This is a genomic window from Caulobacter sp. GW821-FHT12D05 (genome assembly GCF_058807295.1).
In genome coordinates, this window is record NZ_JBXAQO010000002.1 from 348285 (window position 1) to 366611 (window position 18327).

22 protein-coding genes are annotated in these 18327 nt (G+C 67.6%); 11 read left to right on the forward strand and 11 right to left on the reverse strand.

What is annotated here, in order from left to right:
* Nucleotides 1-78 precede the first annotated feature (78 nt).
* Nucleotides 79-597: a response regulator gene (locus AC1RRR_RS09120; protein ID WP_492812389.1), complete on the forward strand. Its 519-nt coding sequence runs from the start codon at nt 79-81 to the stop codon at nt 595-597.
* Here AC1RRR_RS09120 and AC1RRR_RS09125 read toward each other — a convergent pair.
* A complete protein-coding gene (locus AC1RRR_RS09125; protein ID WP_492812391.1) occupies nt 594-1538 on the reverse strand; it encodes a lysophospholipid acyltransferase family protein in 945 nt (314 codons plus the stop codon). The two genes, AC1RRR_RS09120 and AC1RRR_RS09125, sit on opposite strands and share 4 nt — an antisense overlap.
* A gap of 124 nt (nt 1539-1662) precedes the next feature.
* On the opposite strand from AC1RRR_RS09125, the gene AC1RRR_RS09130 reads away from it, so the two are divergent.
* Nucleotides 1663-2052, forward strand: coding sequence for a helix-turn-helix domain-containing protein (locus AC1RRR_RS09130; RefSeq protein WP_492812393.1), 390 nt, complete (start codon nt 1663-1665; stop codon nt 2050-2052).
* Between the two features lie 51 nt (nt 2053-2103).
* Nucleotides 2104-2940, forward strand: a complete 837-nt coding sequence (gene hisN, locus AC1RRR_RS09135; protein WP_492812395.1) for a histidinol-phosphatase — start codon at nt 2104-2106, stop codon at nt 2938-2940.
* On the opposite strand, the gene AC1RRR_RS09140 is transcribed toward hisN, so the two are convergent.
* The 5 genes from AC1RRR_RS09140 to AC1RRR_RS09160 all read right to left on the reverse strand — a co-directional run bounded on the left by AC1RRR_RS09140 (nt 2915) and on the right by AC1RRR_RS09160 (nt 6721).
* Entirely contained in the window at nt 2915-3895 is a 981-nt protein-coding gene (locus AC1RRR_RS09140) for an alpha/beta fold hydrolase (protein ID WP_492812397.1), read from the reverse strand. The genes hisN and AC1RRR_RS09140 overlap by 26 nt on opposite strands.
* 5 nt (nt 3896-3900) lie before the next feature.
* On the reverse strand, nt 3901-4209 hold the full coding sequence (locus AC1RRR_RS09145) for an SCP2 sterol-binding domain-containing protein (RefSeq protein ID WP_492812399.1): 309 nt from the start codon (nt 4207-4209) through the stop codon (nt 3901-3903).
* Nucleotides 4210-4296: 87 nt separating this feature from the next.
* On the reverse strand, nt 4297-4944 hold the full coding sequence (locus AC1RRR_RS09150) for a DUF2987 domain-containing protein (RefSeq protein WP_492812401.1): 648 nt from the start codon (nt 4942-4944) through the stop codon (nt 4297-4299).
* Nucleotides 4941-5834 (reverse strand): class I SAM-dependent methyltransferase, encoded by an 894-nt coding sequence (locus tag AC1RRR_RS09155; RefSeq protein WP_492812403.1) that lies wholly within the window; start codon nt 5832-5834, stop codon nt 4941-4943. Before AC1RRR_RS09155 ends, AC1RRR_RS09150 begins: the two co-directional genes overlap by 4 nt.
* A gap of 44 nt (nt 5835-5878) precedes the next feature.
* Nucleotides 5879-6721 carry a class I SAM-dependent methyltransferase gene (locus AC1RRR_RS09160; RefSeq protein WP_492812405.1) on the reverse strand — a complete coding sequence of 281 codons (843 nt, stop codon included), beginning with the start codon at nt 6719-6721 and terminating at the stop codon, nt 5879-5881.
* Nucleotides 6722-6954: 233 nt separating this feature from the next.
* Here AC1RRR_RS09160 and AC1RRR_RS09165 point away from each other — a divergent pair, with 233 nt between their 5' ends.
* Nucleotides 6955-7416 (forward strand): Hsp20 family protein, encoded by a 462-nt coding sequence (locus tag AC1RRR_RS09165; RefSeq protein WP_492812407.1) that lies wholly within the window; start codon nt 6955-6957, stop codon nt 7414-7416.
* A gap of 77 nt (nt 7417-7493) precedes the next feature.
* Here the strand turns inward: AC1RRR_RS09165 and AC1RRR_RS09170 are convergent, their stop codons facing one another.
* The 3 genes from AC1RRR_RS09170 to gpmA all read right to left on the reverse strand — a co-directional run bounded on the left by AC1RRR_RS09170 (nt 7494) and on the right by gpmA (nt 10921).
* On the reverse strand, nt 7494-8756 hold the full coding sequence (locus tag AC1RRR_RS09170; protein WP_492812409.1) for a pentapeptide repeat-containing protein: 1263 nt from the start codon (nt 8754-8756) through the stop codon (nt 7494-7496).
* A gap of 109 nt (nt 8757-8865) precedes the next feature.
* Nucleotides 8866-10125, reverse strand: coding sequence for a pentapeptide repeat-containing protein (locus AC1RRR_RS09175; protein ID WP_492812411.1), 1260 nt, complete (start codon nt 10123-10125; stop codon nt 8866-8868).
* An 82-nt stretch (nt 10126-10207) separates the two neighbouring features.
* Nucleotides 10208-10921 carry a 2,3-diphosphoglycerate-dependent phosphoglycerate mutase gene (gene gpmA, locus AC1RRR_RS09180; RefSeq protein WP_492812413.1) on the reverse strand — a complete coding sequence of 238 codons (714 nt, stop codon included), beginning with the start codon at nt 10919-10921 and terminating at the stop codon, nt 10208-10210.
* 149 nt (nt 10922-11070) lie between these two features.
* Between gpmA and AC1RRR_RS09185 the strand changes: the two genes are divergently transcribed.
* The 3 genes from AC1RRR_RS09185 to AC1RRR_RS09195 all read left to right on the forward strand — a co-directional run bounded on the left by AC1RRR_RS09185 (nt 11071) and on the right by AC1RRR_RS09195 (nt 13846).
* On the forward strand, nt 11071-11298 hold the full coding sequence (locus AC1RRR_RS09185; RefSeq protein ID WP_492813531.1) for a hypothetical protein: 228 nt from the start codon (nt 11071-11073) through the stop codon (nt 11296-11298).
* A complete protein-coding gene (locus AC1RRR_RS09190; protein WP_492812415.1) occupies nt 11295-12251 on the forward strand; it encodes a KpsF/GutQ family sugar-phosphate isomerase in 957 nt (318 codons plus the stop codon). Before AC1RRR_RS09185 ends, AC1RRR_RS09190 begins: the two co-directional genes overlap by 4 nt.
* A 98-nt stretch (nt 12252-12349) precedes the next feature.
* Nucleotides 12350-13846: a phosphomannomutase/phosphoglucomutase gene (locus AC1RRR_RS09195; RefSeq protein WP_492812417.1), complete on the forward strand. Its 1497-nt coding sequence runs from the start codon at nt 12350-12352 to the stop codon at nt 13844-13846.
* Between the two features lie 9 nt (nt 13847-13855).
* Here AC1RRR_RS09195 and AC1RRR_RS09200 read toward each other — a convergent pair whose 3' ends face one another.
* Complete coding sequence (locus AC1RRR_RS09200) at nt 13856-14470, reverse strand: GyrI-like domain-containing protein (RefSeq protein WP_492812419.1); 615 nt, start codon at nt 14468-14470, stop codon at nt 13856-13858.
* Between the two features lie 164 nt (nt 14471-14634).
* Here AC1RRR_RS09200 and AC1RRR_RS09205 point away from each other — a divergent pair, with 164 nt between their 5' ends.
* The 4 genes from AC1RRR_RS09205 to AC1RRR_RS09220 are packed head-to-tail and all read left to right on the forward strand — an operon-like array spanning nt 14635 to nt 17860.
* Complete coding sequence (locus AC1RRR_RS09205) at nt 14635-15462, forward strand: helix-turn-helix domain-containing protein (RefSeq protein ID WP_492812421.1); 828 nt, start codon at nt 14635-14637, stop codon at nt 15460-15462.
* An 8-nt stretch (nt 15463-15470) separates the two neighbouring features.
* On the forward strand, nt 15471-15908 hold the full coding sequence (locus AC1RRR_RS09210; RefSeq protein WP_492812423.1) for an acetyltransferase: 438 nt from the start codon (nt 15471-15473) through the stop codon (nt 15906-15908).
* 42 nt (nt 15909-15950) lie between these two features.
* Nucleotides 15951-17228: a metal-dependent hydrolase family protein gene (locus AC1RRR_RS09215; protein ID WP_492812425.1), complete on the forward strand. Its 1278-nt coding sequence runs from the start codon at nt 15951-15953 to the stop codon at nt 17226-17228.
* Nucleotides 17229-17233: 5 nt separating this feature from the next.
* Nucleotides 17234-17860: a hypothetical protein gene (locus tag AC1RRR_RS09220; RefSeq protein WP_492812427.1), complete on the forward strand. Its 627-nt coding sequence runs from the start codon at nt 17234-17236 to the stop codon at nt 17858-17860.
* On the opposite strand, the gene AC1RRR_RS09225 is transcribed toward AC1RRR_RS09220, so the two are convergent.
* Entirely contained in the window at nt 17861-18232 is a 372-nt protein-coding gene (locus AC1RRR_RS09225; RefSeq protein ID WP_492812429.1) for a response regulator, read from the reverse strand. It abuts the gene before it with no gap.
* Between the last annotated feature and the right edge of the window lie 95 nt (nt 18233-18327).

Genomic DNA, 18327 nt, shown 5'->3' on the forward strand with positions numbered 1-18327 from the left:
TCGGGATAGGGGTTCGTCGGGGGAACGGACGCCAAGGTTTCGGTCTTTCCGCAAGATCCTTGAGGAGGCGGCTCCCGCATGTCGGCGGCGCTGGAAAAGCTGCGCTTTCTGCTGGTGGACGATAACCAGCACATCCGCTCGATCGTTTCGGCCATCCTCAAGGGTGTCGGCGTCCGCCACATCCGCGAGGCCATGGACGGCGCCGAGGGGTTGCAGATTCTGCGCGACTGGCAGACCGACATCGCCATCGTCGACTTCAAGATGAGCCCGCTGGACGGGGTGCAGTTCACCCAGCTGGTCCGCAACTCGCCCGACAGCGTCGACCCGTTCCTGCCGATCATCATGCTGACCGGTTTCGCCGAGCGTCACCGGGTGTTCGAGGCGCGCGACGCCGGCGTCACCGAGGTGGTGGTCAAGCCGGTGACCGCCCGCTCGCTGCTGGATCGCATCAATACGGTGATCTACCACCCGCGGCCGTTCATCCGCTCGGCCGACTATTTCGGTCCGTGCCGCCGTCGCCGCGTCGACCCGCACCATCCTGGCCCCTTCCGCCGCGACGGCGAGAAGGACGCGGCTTCGGGGACGCTGGAGATCTAGGCCCCAGCCCCCGCCGCGCGTTCGCGCTCGGCCAGTTCCGCATAGACTTCGTTCGGCCAGCGCCTGTGGACCCAGAACCACTCGGCCGGGCGCTCGCGGATGCGATCTTCCAGGAAGGCGTTGATCATCCGCACGCCGGCCTCGATGTCGGCCGTGCGGTCGCCGGTGTTGGGCGGCACGATCGGATCGTGCACCACGGCCCGGAAATAGGCGCCCTTCACCCGCTGCACCGACATCGTCTGCAGCACCGTGCCAAAACGGATCGCCATGCGGGTCGGGGCCGGCGCGGTGCGGGCGTCGTGGCCGAAGAACGGGGCCGCCACGCCGCTGTTGAACTTCTGATCGTTCATCAGGGCGACCGACCGGCCCTCCATCATCCCCCTCAGCAGTTCACGCGAGCCGTCGCCGCCCTTGGGCGCGAACAGGCGCACGCCGTAGCGGAAGCGGCTGTCGCGGATGCGTTTGTCGACATAGGGATTGTTGGCCGCGCGATAGGTCATCTCGCAGGCGACGCCGCTGTCGACGATGGCGGCCGGCATGACCTCCCAGTTCGACAGGTGGCCCGAGACGAACACCACCGGGACCTTGTCCTGGGCGATCTGCGCCAGGCGTTCCTTGTTGATCACCTCGACCCGGCCGGTGGACGGCAAGATCTTGTCCATCAACGGGAATTCGGCGAACGAGCGGCCCAGCCCCTCCCACTGCTCCTCCAGGATGCGGGCGTGCCAGGCGGCATCCTTGTCCGGGAAGGCCAGCTTCAGATTGCGCGTGGCGACCTTGTGTGCCCCGCTCATCGGCCCGAACGTCTTGCCCAGCCAGCCGCCGAAGTCCGAGGCGCGGTCCACGCCCATCAGGCGCACCGCGCCGATAAAGAGGTCGAAGCCCAGGGCCTCCAACCGCCAAAGAAGGTCCTGAACCCAGGGCTGACGCTTATCCGACATGTGTCCTTACTAGGCTCGCACGCACGTATCGCGCAACGGCATCTCGCCCGGCACGCGACTTGCGGCTGTCGAACCAGGCCGTTCCGTTTCGGGACGGGTGGAAAAGCTAGGGGGCACGGCTTCCATGGGTAACGACATCGATACGCATCTGGGCAAGCGTCTGCGTCGCCGCCGTCGTCTGCTGGGCCTGACCCAGCAACAACTGGCGGGCGCTGTCGGCGTTCGGTTCCAGCAGATTCAAAAGTACGAGTGCGGCGCCAACCGCATCTCCGCCGCACGTCTGTGGCAACTGTCCGAGGCGCTGGAAGTGCCGGTTGGCTACTTCTACGACGGCCTGTCGGACGTGCGCCGCGAGACGGCCGGCGAGTCGGCCGAGGGCGGCGAAATGTTCGCGCGCAAGGAGACGCTGGACCTGATCCGCGCCTACTACCTGCTGGGCGAGCGTCCGCGCCGTCGTCTGCTGGACCTGGCCAAGTCGTTGAACGGCGGCGGTCCTGAACACGCCGACGCCTAAGTTGTCTGTGTGAGCTAGCGTACCTAGGGCGGGGGCGTTAAACCCCGCCCCATGACGCTCTCCGCTGATCGGCTCGCGGCGCTCGACGCCTTCATCATCGACCTGAACCGGGCTTCGGCCCAGGTGATCCTGCCGCTGTTCCGGGCCGACCACGGCCTCGAGGACAAGGGGGCGGGCAAGAACCTGCCGCGCGACACCCACGCGGCGTTCGACCCGGTGACCGAAGCCGACCGCGGCGCGGAAGCGGCGATCCGAAAGCTGATTTCGGAGCGCTATCCCGAGCACGGCGTGATCGGCGAAGAATACGGCGAGGACCGCCCGGACGCCGAGTTCGTCTGGGTGCTGGACCCGATCGACGGCACGCGCGCCTTCATCTCCGGCCTGCCGCTGTGGACCACCCTGATCGGCCTGCGCCATCAGGGCCGCCCCGTGCTGGGCTCCATCGGCCAGCCCTATGTGGGCGAGATCTTTGTCGGCCACGCCGGCGGCTCGCGCCTGCTGGCCCGTGGCCAGGAGACGCCGATCCGGGTGCGCGAATGCGCCGACCTGACCGACGCCGTCATCGCTACCACCGACGCCGACGCCTGCTTCGACGGAGCCGAGCGCGGCGCCTGGCTGCAGGTGCGCGCGGCCGCCAAGCTGGCCCGCCAAGGCTGCGACGCCTACGCCTACGCCATGGTGGCCATGGGCAAGATGGACATGGTGATCGAAGCCGGCCTGAAGTCCTGGGACATCGAGGCCGCCATTCCCCTGATCGAAGGCGCCGGCGGCATCGTCGCCAACTGGCGCGGCGAGCCCGTCGGCCCGAACGGCGGCCAGATGGTCATCTCCGGCGACCGCCGTCCGCTGGACGAGGCGCTGGTCAGTCTGAGACGTTCGGCGAAATAAGCGGTTCGCGCGGCGCGACGGGATCCACCGTCTCGTCGAAGGCCTGCCAGAAGATCGCCCGGCGGGGGTCGGTCTCGATCAGGATCTCGTGGAACGCGCCCGGGACTTCCACGTAGCGGCCCTTAGGGATGCGCCCCGCGATCGCCCGGGCGTCCGAATTCAGCACGCGGTTATCGAGCTCGGCCCCGACGATGGTCACCGGCGAGGCGATAGCCTCGACACCCTTGCTGGTCTTCAGCCAGCCGCAAGCCGAGATGGCGAAGTCCGCCCAGCCCCAGGTCATGCCGCCGAGCGCGATCTCGGGGTCGGCGCGCAGCTGGTTCTGGTAACGATCGTAACGCGTCTCGTCGTGGGTCAGGCCGTCGCCCTGAAAGGTCTGGACCAGCGGGTCGTAGGGCGCCGACACGTAGTCCCCGGCCCGGCCGATACGGGACATGGTCCAGGCCAAGGGCTTGGCCAGCCAGGGCGGCACGCCAGCCGTGTTGAGGCCCAGCATTGGCGCCGACAGCACCGTCGCCGCGAACCGCGTCTCGCCGTGGGCCAGGGCCAGCATGGTCAGGCAGCCGCCCATCGAGTGGGAGACGGCGATCCACGGCTTGGGCATCCGCGCCTCGAACGCGTCGAGCAGCGCCTTGTAGTCGGCGATGAAAGTCTTGAAGCCGAGGGCATGGCCCTTGAGGCGGTCGGGAAGGCTGCGGGCCGACAGCCCCTGCCCTCGCCAGTCATGCAGCAGCACGGCGAAGCCGCGTTTCAGGAGGTCCTCGACGACCTCGAAATACTTCTCGAGCGGCTCGCTGCGGCCCGGGCTGAGCACCACGGTGCCGCGAACCGGGCCGTCCGGGAAAAAGGTCGCGGCGCGGAGGGTCGCCCCATCCGCGCCGCTAAACCATTCAGCCTTACCGTGGTTGGGAACCGGAGCGTCTGGAATCGAGACGAGACGCGGTTCCTCTCCCATTCGGCTTAGCGCATCTTGGCGAACAGAGCGCCCATCTTGGGCTGCAGGGCCATGGCCGTGCCCATGTCCGACAGCTTCAGCTTGCCGGTCATGACCGCCATGGTCGGGTCCAGCGAGCCGGCGCCGATGGCCAGCAGGTCGTCCAGGCTGAGCGTCATGGTCAGGTCGGCCGGCTTGTCTTCGTTGGTGACCGCGCCGCCGTCGATGTGAATGACGCCGGCGTCCTTCAGATCGAACTTCAGGCTCTTGCCCAGGCCGCTGTCGTCGCCCACGGCGCCCTTGATGCGGTCGGTGACTTCTTGAATCGTGGCCATATGCGCGATCTCCCTCTGCGCGATGCGTTTGCAAAAAGCTAGACCGGGCCGCCCGGTTAAGTAAACACCGTTCAGACGACCCAGGGTCTATTTCTTCCCCTGATAGAAGGCGACCCTAGTCGGGGTTTTTGTCAACTTTACCCGTACGGCGCCCTGATGATCGGCGGCGAAGAAATACGGCATGCCGCCAGCCAACGGCAGCGGCTGAGTGCGGCCGTCGGCATAGACGGCCACGCCGGTCTCGGCCTTCAGGAAGGCAATCCCCGACATCTTCGGAACCATGAAGCTGGCGACGCCGGCGGCCTTGCCGATCACGGCGTTGGCTTCGTTGACCGTCGCCGTCAGTTCACGGACGTCGTACTCGGTCGCCGGCTTGAACTGGGTCTGGAAGTCCATGACCGAGCCCATCTTCCAGTCGGCCGGCACATCGAACACCATCGTCGGATCGCCGTCCAACTGAGCCAGGGTCGGCAGGCGCTCGAAGTTGCCGTCGGCCGTCAGCGGCATCGGCGTCTTCGCACCGTTCTTCTCGACCAGGGTCGCCTTCAGGTTCGGTATGGGCTTGCCGTCATGGCGGATCCCATAGCCCAGCCTGACCCGCGTGCGCTCGGCCGGTGGGATCTTCAGGTACTTGTCGAGGTACGAGAACACCTTGTTGGCGGGCGCGCTCTTCTCGGCCAGGGCCGGCGTGGCGGCGGTCGCCAGGACGGCAGCCAGGATCAGCGCCTTCCTCATTTCGGCTTCATGAACTTGAGGGTCATGCGGTCGCTCTCGCCGATCGCGTCGTACTTGGCATGGTCGAAGCCTGGCTCGGCCGGCTCGCCGCGCGGGGCCGACAGCCGCGTCGGCGGCAGGGTCCAGACGCCGAACGGGTGGTCCTTGGTGTCCTTGGCGTTGGCGTTGATCTCGCTGGCCGAGACCAGGACGAAACCCGCCTCCTTGGCCATCTGGATCACGTAGTCTTGCTGGACATAGCCGTCGGTCGCCAGCACGTCCTGCACCCGGCCCGGCTCGCCGCGATGCTCCTCGATGCCCAGGATGCCGCCGGGTTTCAGAGCCGCCAGGGCGTCCTTGAAGGCCTTTTCGGCGATGCCGCCGGCCATCCAGTTGTGCAGGTTGCGCAGGAACAGCACCAGATCGACCGTGCCCGCCGGCGCCACCGGACCGCTGGTCGGGCCGAAGGCGGTGAACTGCACGTCGCCATAGACCTTCTTCTTCTCGGTCAACTTGCGACGATAGCCCTCGGCGATCTCGGCCGCGGCCGGATCGGCGGGGTCGGTCTGCAGCAGCGCCTCATAGAGGTGACCCTTGGTGTCGGCCAGGTATGGGGCGAGGATGTCGGTGTACCAGCCCGCGCCGGGCCAGAACTCGACGACCGTCTGGCCGGGCTTCAGCTCCCAGAACTTCAGGGTCTCGACCGGATGGCGCCAGACGTCGCGCGCGCGGTCCTCGGGCCGGCGCCAGTCGCCGGCCACCACCGCCTCGATCGTCTTGGGTCCCGCCTTCTCGGCGGCCTTGGCCTCGACCTTGGCCGGATCATTCTTCTTGCCGCAGGCGGTCAGCCCCAGCGCGCTGACGCTCGCCAGGACTGCCCGTCGCGACCACGTGTGAGCTGGAACCATCATCCCCCCGACAACAGCTCCAGCCTGCCCCTCGACCTTGACCAAAGTCAGGCCGGCTTCTTGAAGCGCAGGGTCATGCGGTCGCTTTCGCCGATCGCGTCGTACTTGGTGCGATCGAAGTTCGGATTGGCCGGCTGGCCGCCCGGCGCGGTGCGCTTGACGGGCGGCAGGGTCCAGACGCCGAAGGGGTGATCCTTGGTGTCCTTGGGATTGGCGTTGATCTCGGACTTGGCGTCCAGCTTGAAGCCAGCCTTCTCGGCCAGGGCGATGACGGTGGCGGTGTTCAGATAGCCGTCGGCGCCGGCGTCCTTTTCCGAGCGCGGATCGGCGCGGTGATCCTCGATGGCCAGCACGCCGCCCGGCTTCAGCACGGCGAAGAAGTCGGCGAACACCTTGTCGGCCATGCCCGGCGCCTGCGTCCAGTTGTGGACGTTGCGGGCGGTGAGGACCAGGTCGGCCGAGCCCGGCGCGCCCAGCGGACCCGAGACCGGGCCGAAATTGGCGTACTGCGGCTTGCCGTACTTGGCGGCGTCCGAGAAGCGGGCCTCGAAGTCGGCGCGGCCCTTCTTGGCGCCTTCCGAGATCTTCGGGTTCGACAGGTCGGCGACGCCCGCGATGTAAGTCCCGCCGGTGGCCTTGGCGTACGGCGCCAGGATCTCGGTCCAGTAGCCGCCGCCGGGCGAGATCTCGATCACGGTCTGCTTGGGCTTGAGGCCCCAGAAGTCCAGGCTCTCGACCGGGTGGCGCGCGCCGTCGCGGGCGACGTCGCCGGCGGGACGGGTCGGCGAGGCGACGGCGGCCTTCAGCGCGGCGTCGGTCGAGGCGAAAGCGGCGGGCGCGGCCAGGGTGATGGCGGCGGCAAGCAACAGCATGTGGCGGCGAAGCGGCATGGGGGACGTGTCCTTCGGCGTAACGGAGGCCGCGACCTTAGCCGGGGGAACCGGTGCGTCAAACGATTCACGTTCTTTGACGAAACGGCCCCTTGAACCCGAAAATCCGCTCACCAATTAGTTTCACGAAGGCGCTGGAAACCCGGGCCTTCCGGACCACCTGGCGATGCCGATTTCGGGTCGCCGACGGGACGAACATCAAAGACCTTGCTTGATAAGAAGGATCTAGACCTATGCGTACGATCGACCTTTCGCCCCTGTACCGCTCGCTCGTCGGCTTCGACCGCCTCGCCGACCAGCTGGACGCCGCCGCCCGCACCGAAGCGGCCTCGGGCTATCCCCCCTACAACATCGAACGCACTGGCGAGAACGACTACCGCATCGAGATCGCGGTGGCCGGTTTCAAGCCGGACGAACTGACCGTCGAGGTGAAGGAAAACCTGCTGACCGTCACCGGTCGCAAGGCCGCCAACGATGGCGACGCCAAGCAGTACCTGCACCGCGGCCTGGCCGAGCGTAACTTCGAGCGCAAGTTCCAGCTGACCGACTACCTGATCGTCGAAGACGCCGATCTGTCGAACGGCCTGCTGTCGATCGCGCTGAAGCGTGAACTGCCGGAAGCCCTGAAGCCCCGCACGGTGGAGATCAAGACGACTGCCGCCTCGACCCTGATCGAAGGCGAAAAGGCCGCCTAACCGGCGGCCTCTGTTCCTGATCCCCCACACTCCCCTCTGAACTTGGGCGGCGCAGCGATGCGCCGCCTTTTTCATGTTCAGGGCAGTGAGAAGTCGAGGCCCTGGACCTGGTTCAGGTCCACGTCGCGGAAGCTGGCCTTGGCCACGCGGGCGCCGGTGAAGTCCGAGCCGCGCAGGTCGGCCCCGTCCAGCACCGCCTCGCTGAGGTCGGCCGTCTGGAGCATGGCGTAGCGCATGCGGGCCGATTGAAGGTTGGCCTGCGTCTGGCGCGTCGGTCCCAGCGGCAGCGGCGACAAGAACGCCTGGCGCAGATCGGCCTTGGTCAGGTTGGCGCCCGTCAGCTTAGCGCCGCGCAGGTCTGCGCCGCGCAGATTGGCCGCGCGCAGGTCGGCGTTCTGCAGATTGGCGCCCTGCAGCTGGGCGCCGGACAAATCGAGACCCACCATGCAGGCGCCCTTGGCGCTCATGGCCGTCAGGCGCAGCCCCTTCAGCTTGTTGCCCAGCGGACGCAGGTCCTCGCCGTCGAGACGAGCCGCCTGCCCTTCCTTGCCGCCGGTCTGGCACCAGCGCTGGTTGCCCAGGCAGCGGTTGTAGAGTTCCTCGGCCTTGCTCAGCGCCTCGCGGGTCACCGTGCCGACGGCGCCGTTCATGCTGGCGCCGCTGGTGCGTGCGGTGGAGGTGTCGACACCGGCCATGACCGCGCCCGACAGGTTCGCGCCCTCGAGGTTGCAGCCCTTGACGTCGGCGCCGTCCAGGATGGCCCCGACCAGATTGGCTTCCTTCAGGTTGGCGCCCGACAGCTTGGCGCCGCGCAGAGAGCAGTCGCTGAAGTCTGCCTTGAACGCCGAGACGCCCTCGAACTGCGAACCGTCCAGGGTGGCGCCCGAGAAGTTGACCTCGTCGACCTCGCCCTGGCGGGTCTCGTGGCGCATGGTCTCGAGGCCCTTGCGCGGGTGCGGAATGGCGATCTGGCCTTCGCGGAAGTCGGCCTGGGTCAGGTCGGCCTGGGCCAGGTTGGCGCCGCGCAGGCAAGCGCCGCGCAGGTCGGCGCGGACCAGCGAGGCCTGGCGCATGTCGCTCTTTCGCAGGTCGCAGCCGAACAGGCTGGCGCGATCCAGCTTGGTGCGGACCATGCGGCAATCTTCAAGGATCGAGGCGGTCAAGTCCGCGTCGGTCAAGTTCCGGAACGACAGATCTAGGCCCGACAGCTGCATGAAGCGTAGGGAAGCTCGCTTGCCCCCCTGCTTGCCGGTAACGAATTTCTCGTGCGCCGTTACGATCATGTCGAGCTCGGCTTGGCTCAGGCGTCGCCGCCCGGCCACGCTTTGCGCGGCGTTCATAACGATGGTCCCCGTTAGTGTTCTTTTGTGTGTTACGCGGACTGTAGCGGCGATGGACGAGCGAACCGTTAAGCCTGCGTCCGTTTGTCGCGAAAAATAGCAATTTCTCTCAGATCACGTCGTCCAATCCGCGCGCCGCCATGCGGATCGCGCCGGTTAGATCGACATCCTTGAGCTGGGCTCCCGTGAAGTTGGCGCGCGAGACGTCCGCCCCGGCCATCCGGGCCTGGCGCAGGTCGGCGCGCGCGAAATCGGCATTGGTCAGGATGGCGCCCGTCATGTCGCACGGCAGCGTGCGGTCGGCGGCGATCAGCAACGGCCCCAGTTGGGCGTCGCGCAGGTCCGAGCCCGTCAGCTTGGCGCCCTTCAACCGCGCGCCGCGCAGGTCGGCCCGGCGCAGGTTGCAGGCCCGCAGATCCGCCCCTTCCAGCTGGGCGCCCTGCATCTGCACGCCTTCCATGTCGAGGCCGTAGAACACCGCCGCCTTGGCCGAGAGGGCCGTCAGGTTGAAGCCGCGGATCGAGCGCAGATTGCGCAGGTCGGCCTTGTCGAACACCGATGGCTTGCCCTCGCCGCCCCCGGTCTCGATCCACTTGGCGTGGTCGGCGATCATCTGCTCGTAGGGCAGGTCCGAGACGCTGGTGCCCGACGGCTTGTCGGTCAGGGCCCCGTCCAGATTGGTGTCGTTGATGTTCCACGACATGGTCTTGGCGCCGACCAGGACCGTGTTGCGCAGGTCGGCCCCGGCCAGGTTGGCGCCCGATAGATCGGCGCCGGCCAGGTTCGCCCCGTTGAAATTGGCTTGTTTCAGGTTGGCGCGGACCAGCTTGGCGTCCTTCAGGATCGCGTCGCTGAAGTCGGCCTTGGTCGCCACGATGCCCGACAGGCGCGAGCGCTCCAGATTGGCGCCCGACAGGTTGGCGCCGCTGGCATAGGCCTCGCGCTGGGTCAGCTCGATGACCTTGTAGCCTTCCTTGCGGTCGGCGGCGGCGATCGTGCCTTCGCGCAGGTCGGCCTCGAACATGTCGGCGCCGGTCAGGTTGGCGCCGCGCAGACTGGAGCCGCGCAGGTCGGCGCGACGCAAGGACGCATCGGTCAGGTCCGCGCCCTGCATGTCGGCGCCGTAGCAGTTGGCGTTGTCCAGCTTGGTCTTGCGCAGGTCGCAGCCGACCATGATCGCGCCGGTGAAGTCGGCGTCGCACAGATTGCGGCCCGTCATCGACAGGCCCGACAGGTCGCAGAAAGCGAACACGGCCCGCGCCCCGCCCATCCGGGCGGACCACAGGCGGTCGTGCTTGGCGCAGATGACGTCCACGTCATACTGCGTCAAACGCTTATATTCCTGGGTGTTGGGCGCCGGCGCGCTCATGTTTGGCATGGAATCCCGTAGTGAGGGATCACCATGCGCAGACCAAAATTAACGCCGTGTTTCCAACGGCTTCCGGTAAAGCTTAACCGACCGCTGGCAGCGCTTCGGCGCGGCTTTCGTCCAGGTAGCGCGCGCCGGTCGGCTTCAACTGGGCGTCCAGTTCGATGACCAGCGGATTGCCCGTCGGAATCTCGACGCCGACGATCTTGTCGTCCGGCACGTTGAACAGGTGCTTGACGATGGCGCGCAGCGAATTGCCGTGGGCGGCGATCAGCAGGGTCTCGCCGGCCTTCAGGTGCGGGGCGACGTCGCTTTCCCAATAAGGCAGCACGCGGACCAGGGTCGTGGCCAGGCTCTCGGTCGACGGCAGGTCCGCGCCTTTGTAGCGACGGTCCTTGCTGAAGTCGTACTCGCCGCCCGGGGCCAGTTCCGGCGGCGGCACGTCATACGAGCGACGCCAGATGGTGACCTGGGCTTCGCCGTGCTTCTCGGCCGTCTCGGCTTTGTTCAGGCCCGTCAGGCCGCCGTAGTGACGCTCGTTCAGGCGCCAGTCCTTGGTCACCGGCACGAAGCTCTGCTTGGCGGCGTCCAGGGCCAGGTTGCCCGTGCGGATGGCGCGGGTCTGGACCGAAGTGAACATGTGATCCAGCTGGATGCCGGCGGCCGCGATCAGCTCGCCGCCCTTCTTGGCCTGGGCCTCGCCCTCGGCGGTCAGGTCGACATCGACCCAGCCCGTGAAGCGGTTTTCCAGGTTCCACTGGCTCTGGCCATGGCGGAGCAGGACAAGCGTCGGCATCGGGCTTCCTTATAGACTGGGGAGGTATGGGCGCGGGCTAAGGCCAGGCGGGCGCAGCGTCAAGCACGGATGCCGCGCCCTCTCCCGTCATGGCCTCTCCCCCGCCCCAATGGCCGTGCTATAGGCGAACCATGTCGGATCGTTTCTTCATGCCGCTGATGGGGCTTATCGCCCTGGCCCTGGTCACTTTTTCGCTCGTCTGGCCGCAAGGCGAAGGCGACCGCTCGTGGGGTCCGTTCGGCCACACGCCGGTGCAGCAGACGCCGGAGATGAAGGCCAAGCTGCAGCGCGAGAAGGACGCCGCCCAGCGTCGCGACGAAGCCGCCAAGAAGGCCGTCGAGGCCGCCAGCCAGATGCCGGACCAGGTTCCGCAATGAGCAGCTTTGACGCCGTCGCCGTCGGCCATCGCGTGCTGAGCACCGAGGCCGAGGCCCTCAACACCCTGGCCGAGTCGCTGGGCGAGACCTTCGTCCGCGCGGTCGAGACTGTGTTCGACGCCAAGGGCCGGGTCGTCTGCACCGGCATGGGCAAGTCCGGCCACGTGGCTCGAAAAATCGCCGCTACCCTGGCCTCGACCGGAACGTCGGCCATGTTCGTTCACCCCGCTGAGGCCAGCCACGGCGACCTCGGCATGATCGGCCCGGACGACGTGATCCTGGCGCTGTCAAAGTCGGGCGCGGGACGCGAGCTCTCCGACACCCTGGCCTACGCCAAGCGCTTCTCGATTCCGCTGGTCGCCATGACCGCGGTGGCCGACAGCCCGCTGGGCAAAGCCGCCGACATCCTGCTGCTGCTGCCCGACGCGCCGGAGGCTACGGCCGAGGTCAACGCCCCGACCACCTCCACCACTCTGCAGATCGCCCTGGGCGACGCGCTGGCGGTGGCCCTGTTGGAGCGGCGCGGCTTCACGGCCAGCGACTTCCGCGTCTTCCATCCCGGCGGCAAGCTGGGCGCCATGCTGCGCACGGTCGGCGACCTGATGCATGACGACGGCGAACTGCCGCTGATCGGCCTGGACGCAGCCATGCCCGACGCCCTGCTGGTGATGAGCGAGAAGCGCTTCGGCGCGGTTGGCGTCGTCGATGGCGCCGGCGCCCTGGCCGGCATGATCACCGACGGCGACCTGCGCCGGCACATGGACGGCCTGCTGACCCACACGGCCGGCGAGGTCATGACCAAGGGGCCCCAGACCATCGCGCCGGGCGCCCTAGCCGCCGAGGCGCTGAAGATCATGAACGATCGCCGGATCACCGTGCTGTTCGTGGTCGAGGCTGGTCAGCCTGTGGGCATCCTGCATGTTCACGACCTGCTTCGCGCCGGCGTGATCTAAGTCACAGCTGATTTAATCGAACTTTGTCATGCGAACGCGCTAGTCGCGCGGCGTTCGCGCGGCTAAAGCCACACCGTCTCAACTGAAGCGAGCTTTCGATGTTCTCCGCGCCCCGCGCCGATCTCGTTGCCAATACCGCCGCGTATGAAAACGAACCGCTGGTCAAGGCGACTGGCTTCCGCGAGTACGACGCGCGCTGGCTGTTCGGGCCGGAGATCAACCTGCTGGGCGTTCAGGCCCTGGGCCTGGGTCTGGGCACCTACATCCACGAGCTGGGCCAGTCGAAGATCGTGGTCGGCCACGACTTCCGCTCGTATTCGACCTCGATCAAGAACGCCCTGATCCTGGGCCTGATCAGCGCCGGCTGCGAAGTCCACGACATCGGCCTGGCCCTGTCGCCGACCGCCTATTTCGCCCAGTTCGACCTCGACATCCCCTGCGTGGCCATGGTCACCGCCAGCCACAACGAGAACGGTTGGACCGGCGTGAAGATGGGCGCCCAGCGTCCGCTGACCTTCGGCCCCGACGAGATGAGCCGCCTGAAGGCGATCGTGCTCGGCGCTGAATTCGTCGAGCGCGACGGCGGCAAGCTGATCCGCGTTCAGGGCGAGGCCCAGCGCTATATCGACGACGTCGCCAAGCGCGCCAGCGTCACGCGTCCCCTGAAGGTCGTCGCCGCCTGCGGCAACGGCACGGCCGGCGCCTTCGTGGTCGAGGCCCTGCAGAAGATGGGCGTGGCCGAGGTCGTGCCGATGGACACCGATCTCGACTTCACCTTCCCCAAGTACAATCCCAATCCCGAAGACGCCGAGATGCTGCACGCCATGGCGCACACCGTGCGTGAGACCGGCGCGGACCTGGCTTTCGGCTTCGACGGCGACGGCGACCGCTGCGGCGTGGTGGATGACGAGGGCGAGGAGATCTTCGCCGACAAGATTGGCCTGATGCTGGCCCGCGATCTGGCCCCGCTGAACCCCGGCGCGACCTTCGTGGTCGACGTGAAGTCGACGGGCCTCTACGCCACCGACCCGATCCTCCAGCAGTACGGCTGCAAGGTGATCTACTGGAAGACCGGCCACAGCTACATCAAGCGCAAGAGCGCCGAGCTGGGCGCCCTGGCCGGCTTCGAGAAAAGCGGCCACTTCTTCATGAACGGCGACCTGGGCTACGGCTACGACTGCGGCCTGACCGCCGCCGCCGCCATCCTGGCCATGCTGGACCGCAATCCCGGCGTGAAGCTGTCGGACATGCGCAAGGCCCTGCCAGTGGCCTTCACCTCGCTGACCATGAGCCCCAAGTGCGGCGACGAGGTGAAGTACGGCGTCGTCGACGACGTGGTGAAGGAATACCAGGACCTGTTCGCCGCCAGCGGCTCGATCCTGGGCCGCAAGATCACCGAGGTGATCACGGTCAACGGCGTGCGCGTGCACTTGGAAGACGGCTCGTGGGTCCTGGTCCGCGCCTCGTCGAACAAGCCTGAGGTCGTGGTGGTCGTGGAAAGCACCCAGTCGGAAGACGACATGCGCGCCCTCTTCCGCCAGGAAGTGAAGCCGCGCCTGGGCGACCGCGTCGGCAAGTACAATCAAGAAATCTAGGCAAGCGATCTAGGCGATAGCCCGAACCGGCTGGCGGAGCAGCGTCCTCAGCTTCTCCGCCGAGGTCCGGCGCGGATCGTTCAAATAGATCTCGTGGTGCAGCCCGGCCGGAACCAGGCCGTTGGCGGGCAGGAACCGCTTGTGCAGGGCCTCCAGCGCGGGGCCCTCCTCGTCGTACGATCCGACATGCAGGGCCTGGACCGACCGGCCTTCTTCCAGGCGCTGGAAGGTCACGCCCGCCATCGCCTTGCCCTTGGCCCGCGCCTGCTCGACGGCGCGCAAGGCGACCGGCTCATCGACGAAGTCCGGCGTCGCGATCATCATCCGCCACCGCCAGCGATCCTTCCGGCGGGCCACGAAGTCGTCCATGTCGTCGGCCCACCACAAGCCTTCCAGCGGCGGCACGACATAGTCGCGGCCCAGGGCGGCCTTGGCCATGAACTTCAAGGTGTAGGACGCCGTGTACAGGGTCTCGACGGCGGCGAGATAGGCCGGCGCGGCGTTGGGATCTCCCTCGCCCTCCACGGCCAGATAGTTCATCGGCGGCACGTCGACGATCACGAACCGTCCGCGCGGGGCGTTATAGAGCGCGGGCAGCGCCGCTTTCAGATCGATCTTTTCCAAGCGCACGCTCCGTCTCCTGTCGCGAGATTGGAGGACTGTGAGTCCTGAACCTGTCAGCAGCGTCCGTTCCAACGTTTTGCGACGACTAGCGCTCTCAGCGCGACAAGATCAGCATGACCTCGCAGGTCATGGTCCCGTCGGCGGACGACCGCTAGGGAGCGCCCATGACGTCCAGCCAGGTCCGGAAACCTCATCCGCCCGTCGGGGTGCTGTTGCGCGAGTGGCGGGCGGCGCGGCGGCTCAGCCAGCTGGACCTGTCGCTGGACACCGGCGTCTCGACCCGCCACCTGTCGTGCGTCGAGACCGGCAAGGCCCAGCCCAGCCGTGAGACCCTGGCTCGCCTGGCCGACGCCCTGGACATGCCGCTGCGCGAGCGCAACGCCCTGTTGCTGGCCGCCGGCTACGCCCCGCAGTACTCGGAAAACACCCTGGTCAAGCCGGCCCTGGAGCGGATGCGCGAGGCGATTGAGCTGATCATCGCCCATCAGGAGCCCTACCCGGCCTTCGTCATCAACCGCCACTTCGACGTGCTGATGGCCAACCAAGCGGCCCAGCGGGTCAACGCCCTGCTGATGCGGGGCCAGCAGAGTCCGCACAGCAACCTGCTGCGTCAGGTGTTCGATCCCGAGGACTTCCGCAAGGTGATCGTCAACTGGCCCGAGGTCGCCCAGAAGTTCCTGCGCCACCTGCACGCCGACATCGCCGCCGTCCCCTCCGACACCATCGCCCAGGCCCTGCTGGACGAGATGCTGGCCTATCCCGACGTGCCCGCCCGCTGGCGCTTCCGCGACGTGGAGGAAGAGCCCGCGCCGGTGCTGAACCTGATCTTCCAGAGCGACCTGGGTGAGCTTCGCTTCTTCGAGACCATCACCACCTTCGCCGCCCCGCGCGACGTGACCCTGGACGAACTGAGGATCGAGTGCGCCTTCCCGGCCGACGCCCACACCGCCGAGGTCTGCGCCCGGCTGGCGCGGGAGGCTCCGGCGGGCTAGACCGCGCCATGATCAAGCTCCGCCCTTCCCGGCCCGAGGACGGCCCGCGTGTCGTCGAGATCTGGGCCGCCGCCGTCGATGCGACCCACGACTTTCTGACGACCGAGGACCGCGCCGCGATCGGCCGCGAGGTCGAGGGTTTCCTGCCGTATGCCCCGATGACCCTGGCCGTCGACGACCGTGACCGGCCGCTGGGCTTCATGCTGATCGACAACGGCCACATGGAAGCGCTGTTCATCGATCCCGAGCATCGCGGGGCCGGCGTCGGCGCGATCATGATCGACTACGCCCTGGCCGTTCACCCGGCCCTGACCACCGACGTCAACGAGCAGAACGCCCAGGCCGTTGGCTTCTACGAGCACATGGGTTTCGAACGCACGGGTCGCTCCGAACTGGACAGCCAGGGTCGCCCCTACCCGTTGATCCATCTGCGCTTTGGCGCCTGAGCCGATTTCGGCTTAGCTGGGCGTCCAACCACAGAGTCGTCCATGCGCCGCCTGCTCACCGCCCTCGCCCTGATCCTGACGCCGGGCCTTGCCCAGGCCGCCCAGCCGATCCTGCTCAAGCCCGCCCGCGTCTGGACCGCCGAGAACGCCGGTCCGCCGCGTGAGGGCTGGGCCGTGCTGGTCAAGGACGGCAAGATCGCCGCCGTCGGACCCGCCGCCCAAATCGACGCGACCGGGGCCGAGGTCGTCGACCTGCCCGGCGCGACGGTGATCCCGGGCCTGATGGACCTGCACAGCCACCTCTTCCTGCATCCCTACAACGAGACCCTGTGGGACGATCAGGTGCTGAAGGAGACGCCGACCTACCGCACCCTGCGCGCGGCGGTACAGGCCAAGGCGACGCTGGAGGCCGGCTTCACCACCCTGCGGGACCTCGGCACCGAGGGCGTCGGCGCGGCCGACGTGCCGCTACGCAAGGCGATCAATGACGGGCTGATCCCGGGCCCGCGCCTGTTCGTGGCGACCAACGCCATCGTGGCCACCGGCTCTTACGGTCCGGCGCGCAAGAACTACAATCCCGAGGCCGAGCTGCCCCAGGGCGCGCAAGAGGCCAGCGGCGTCGCCGAGGTGGTCAAGGCCGTGCGCGAGCAGGCCGGGGCCGGCGCGGACTGGATCAAGGTCTATGCCGACTACCGCATCGGTCCCGACGGCTCGACCCAGCCGACCTTCTCGATCGAGGAGCTGAAGGCCCTGGTCGACGCGGCCCATTCCAGCGGCCGGCCGGTCGCCGCCCACGCCTCCAGCGACGAAGGCATGCGCCGGGCGGTGCTGGCCGGCGTCGACACCATCGAGCACGGCTATGGCGGCAGCGACGCTACCTTCAAGCTGATGGCCGAGAAGGGCGTGGTGTTCTTCCCGACCCTGACGGCGGTCGAGAGCACGTCGACCTATTTCGGCGGCTATGTCGCCGACAAGACGCCGCCGACGGCCGCCATGACCAATGCCGATCGCGCCTTCAAGCTGGCGGTGAAGAACGGTGTCACCATCGGTATGGGCAGCGACGTCGGGGTCTTCAAGCACGGCGACAACGCCCGCGAGCTGATCTGGCTGGTCAAGGAGGGCATGACGCCGGTCCAGGCGCTGCTGGCCGCCACGGCGGTCAACGCCAAGGTGTTGGGCCGCGCCGGCGACCTGGGTCAGCTGAAGCCCGGCTACCTGGCCGACATCGTCGCGGTCCAGGGCGACCCGACCCAGGCGATCGAGGCGACGAAAGACGTCGTCTTCGTCATGAAGGGCGGCCAGGTGGTGCGGCGGCCATGATGCGTGTGACCCCTCCCCTCCTGCTGCTCGCGCTCGCCGGTCCGGCCATCGCTCAGACCGACCAGGGCACGATGCAGCAGCACGACACCTTCCGCGACGCCGCCACCGCGCCGCTGGAGGACCTGAACCTCAAGCAGAAGTCGATCCCCGCGGTGCTGCAGCGCGCCGTCGCCGATCCCTACGACATGACCGGACTCTCCCGCTGCGAGCCGATCGCCGCCGAGATCGGCCGGCTGGACGCGGCCCTGGGTCCCGACCTGGATGAAGCCCCGCCACCGGACAACCGCTCCAAGGGCAAGAAGGTCGCTGATGCTGCCTACGGCGTGGGCGTCTCCGGCGTGCGCGACACGACGCGGGACGTGCTGCCGTTCCGCAACTGGATCCGCAAGCTGACCGGCGCGGCCAAGCACGACAAGGCAATCGCGAAAGCCATCCAGTCCGGCGGCGTGCGGCGCGGCTACCTCAAGGGCGTCGGCATGCGGATGAACTGCGCCCCGCCGGCCGCGCCCAGCTGGTTCGTACCGGTCGAGGTCAAGAAACCCACCGCCCCCGCCAAGGCGCCCAGCCTGTTCGAGAACTTCCTGGCCTGGTGCAACGAGACCCTTGCCTGGCTGAAGGGCCTGATCGGCTAGCTACTTCAGCATCGCCCGGACTTCGCCGACCAGCTTGGGACCGTCGAACGGCTTCATCACATAGCCCTTGGCGCCCAGCTGCATGGCCTGGACGATGCGGTCGAAGCGCCCGTCGCCGGTCAGCATCAGCACCGGAATGGCAGCGGCGTCCGATTCCTTGATGGTCTTCAGGGCGTCCAGGCCGCTCAGGCCAGGTATGCGCACGTCCAGCAGAATGGCGTCCGGCTTGCGAACGGCGATCGCCGCGATCAGCCGGGCGGCGTCCGGAAAGCCGACCACCTCCAGCCCGTCGCGCGCCAGAAAGGTCTCGATCAGCTCCAGCGTCGGCTCGTCGTCATCGGCGACGTAGATCAACGGTACGCTCTTGGACATCGATGGCCTGGACTCGTGTTCGACTCTGCATGCCGTTCGAGCGGTTGAAGCTCAAGATGGTTAAGGCGTCAAACCACGTTCTCAGGTTTCGCCCG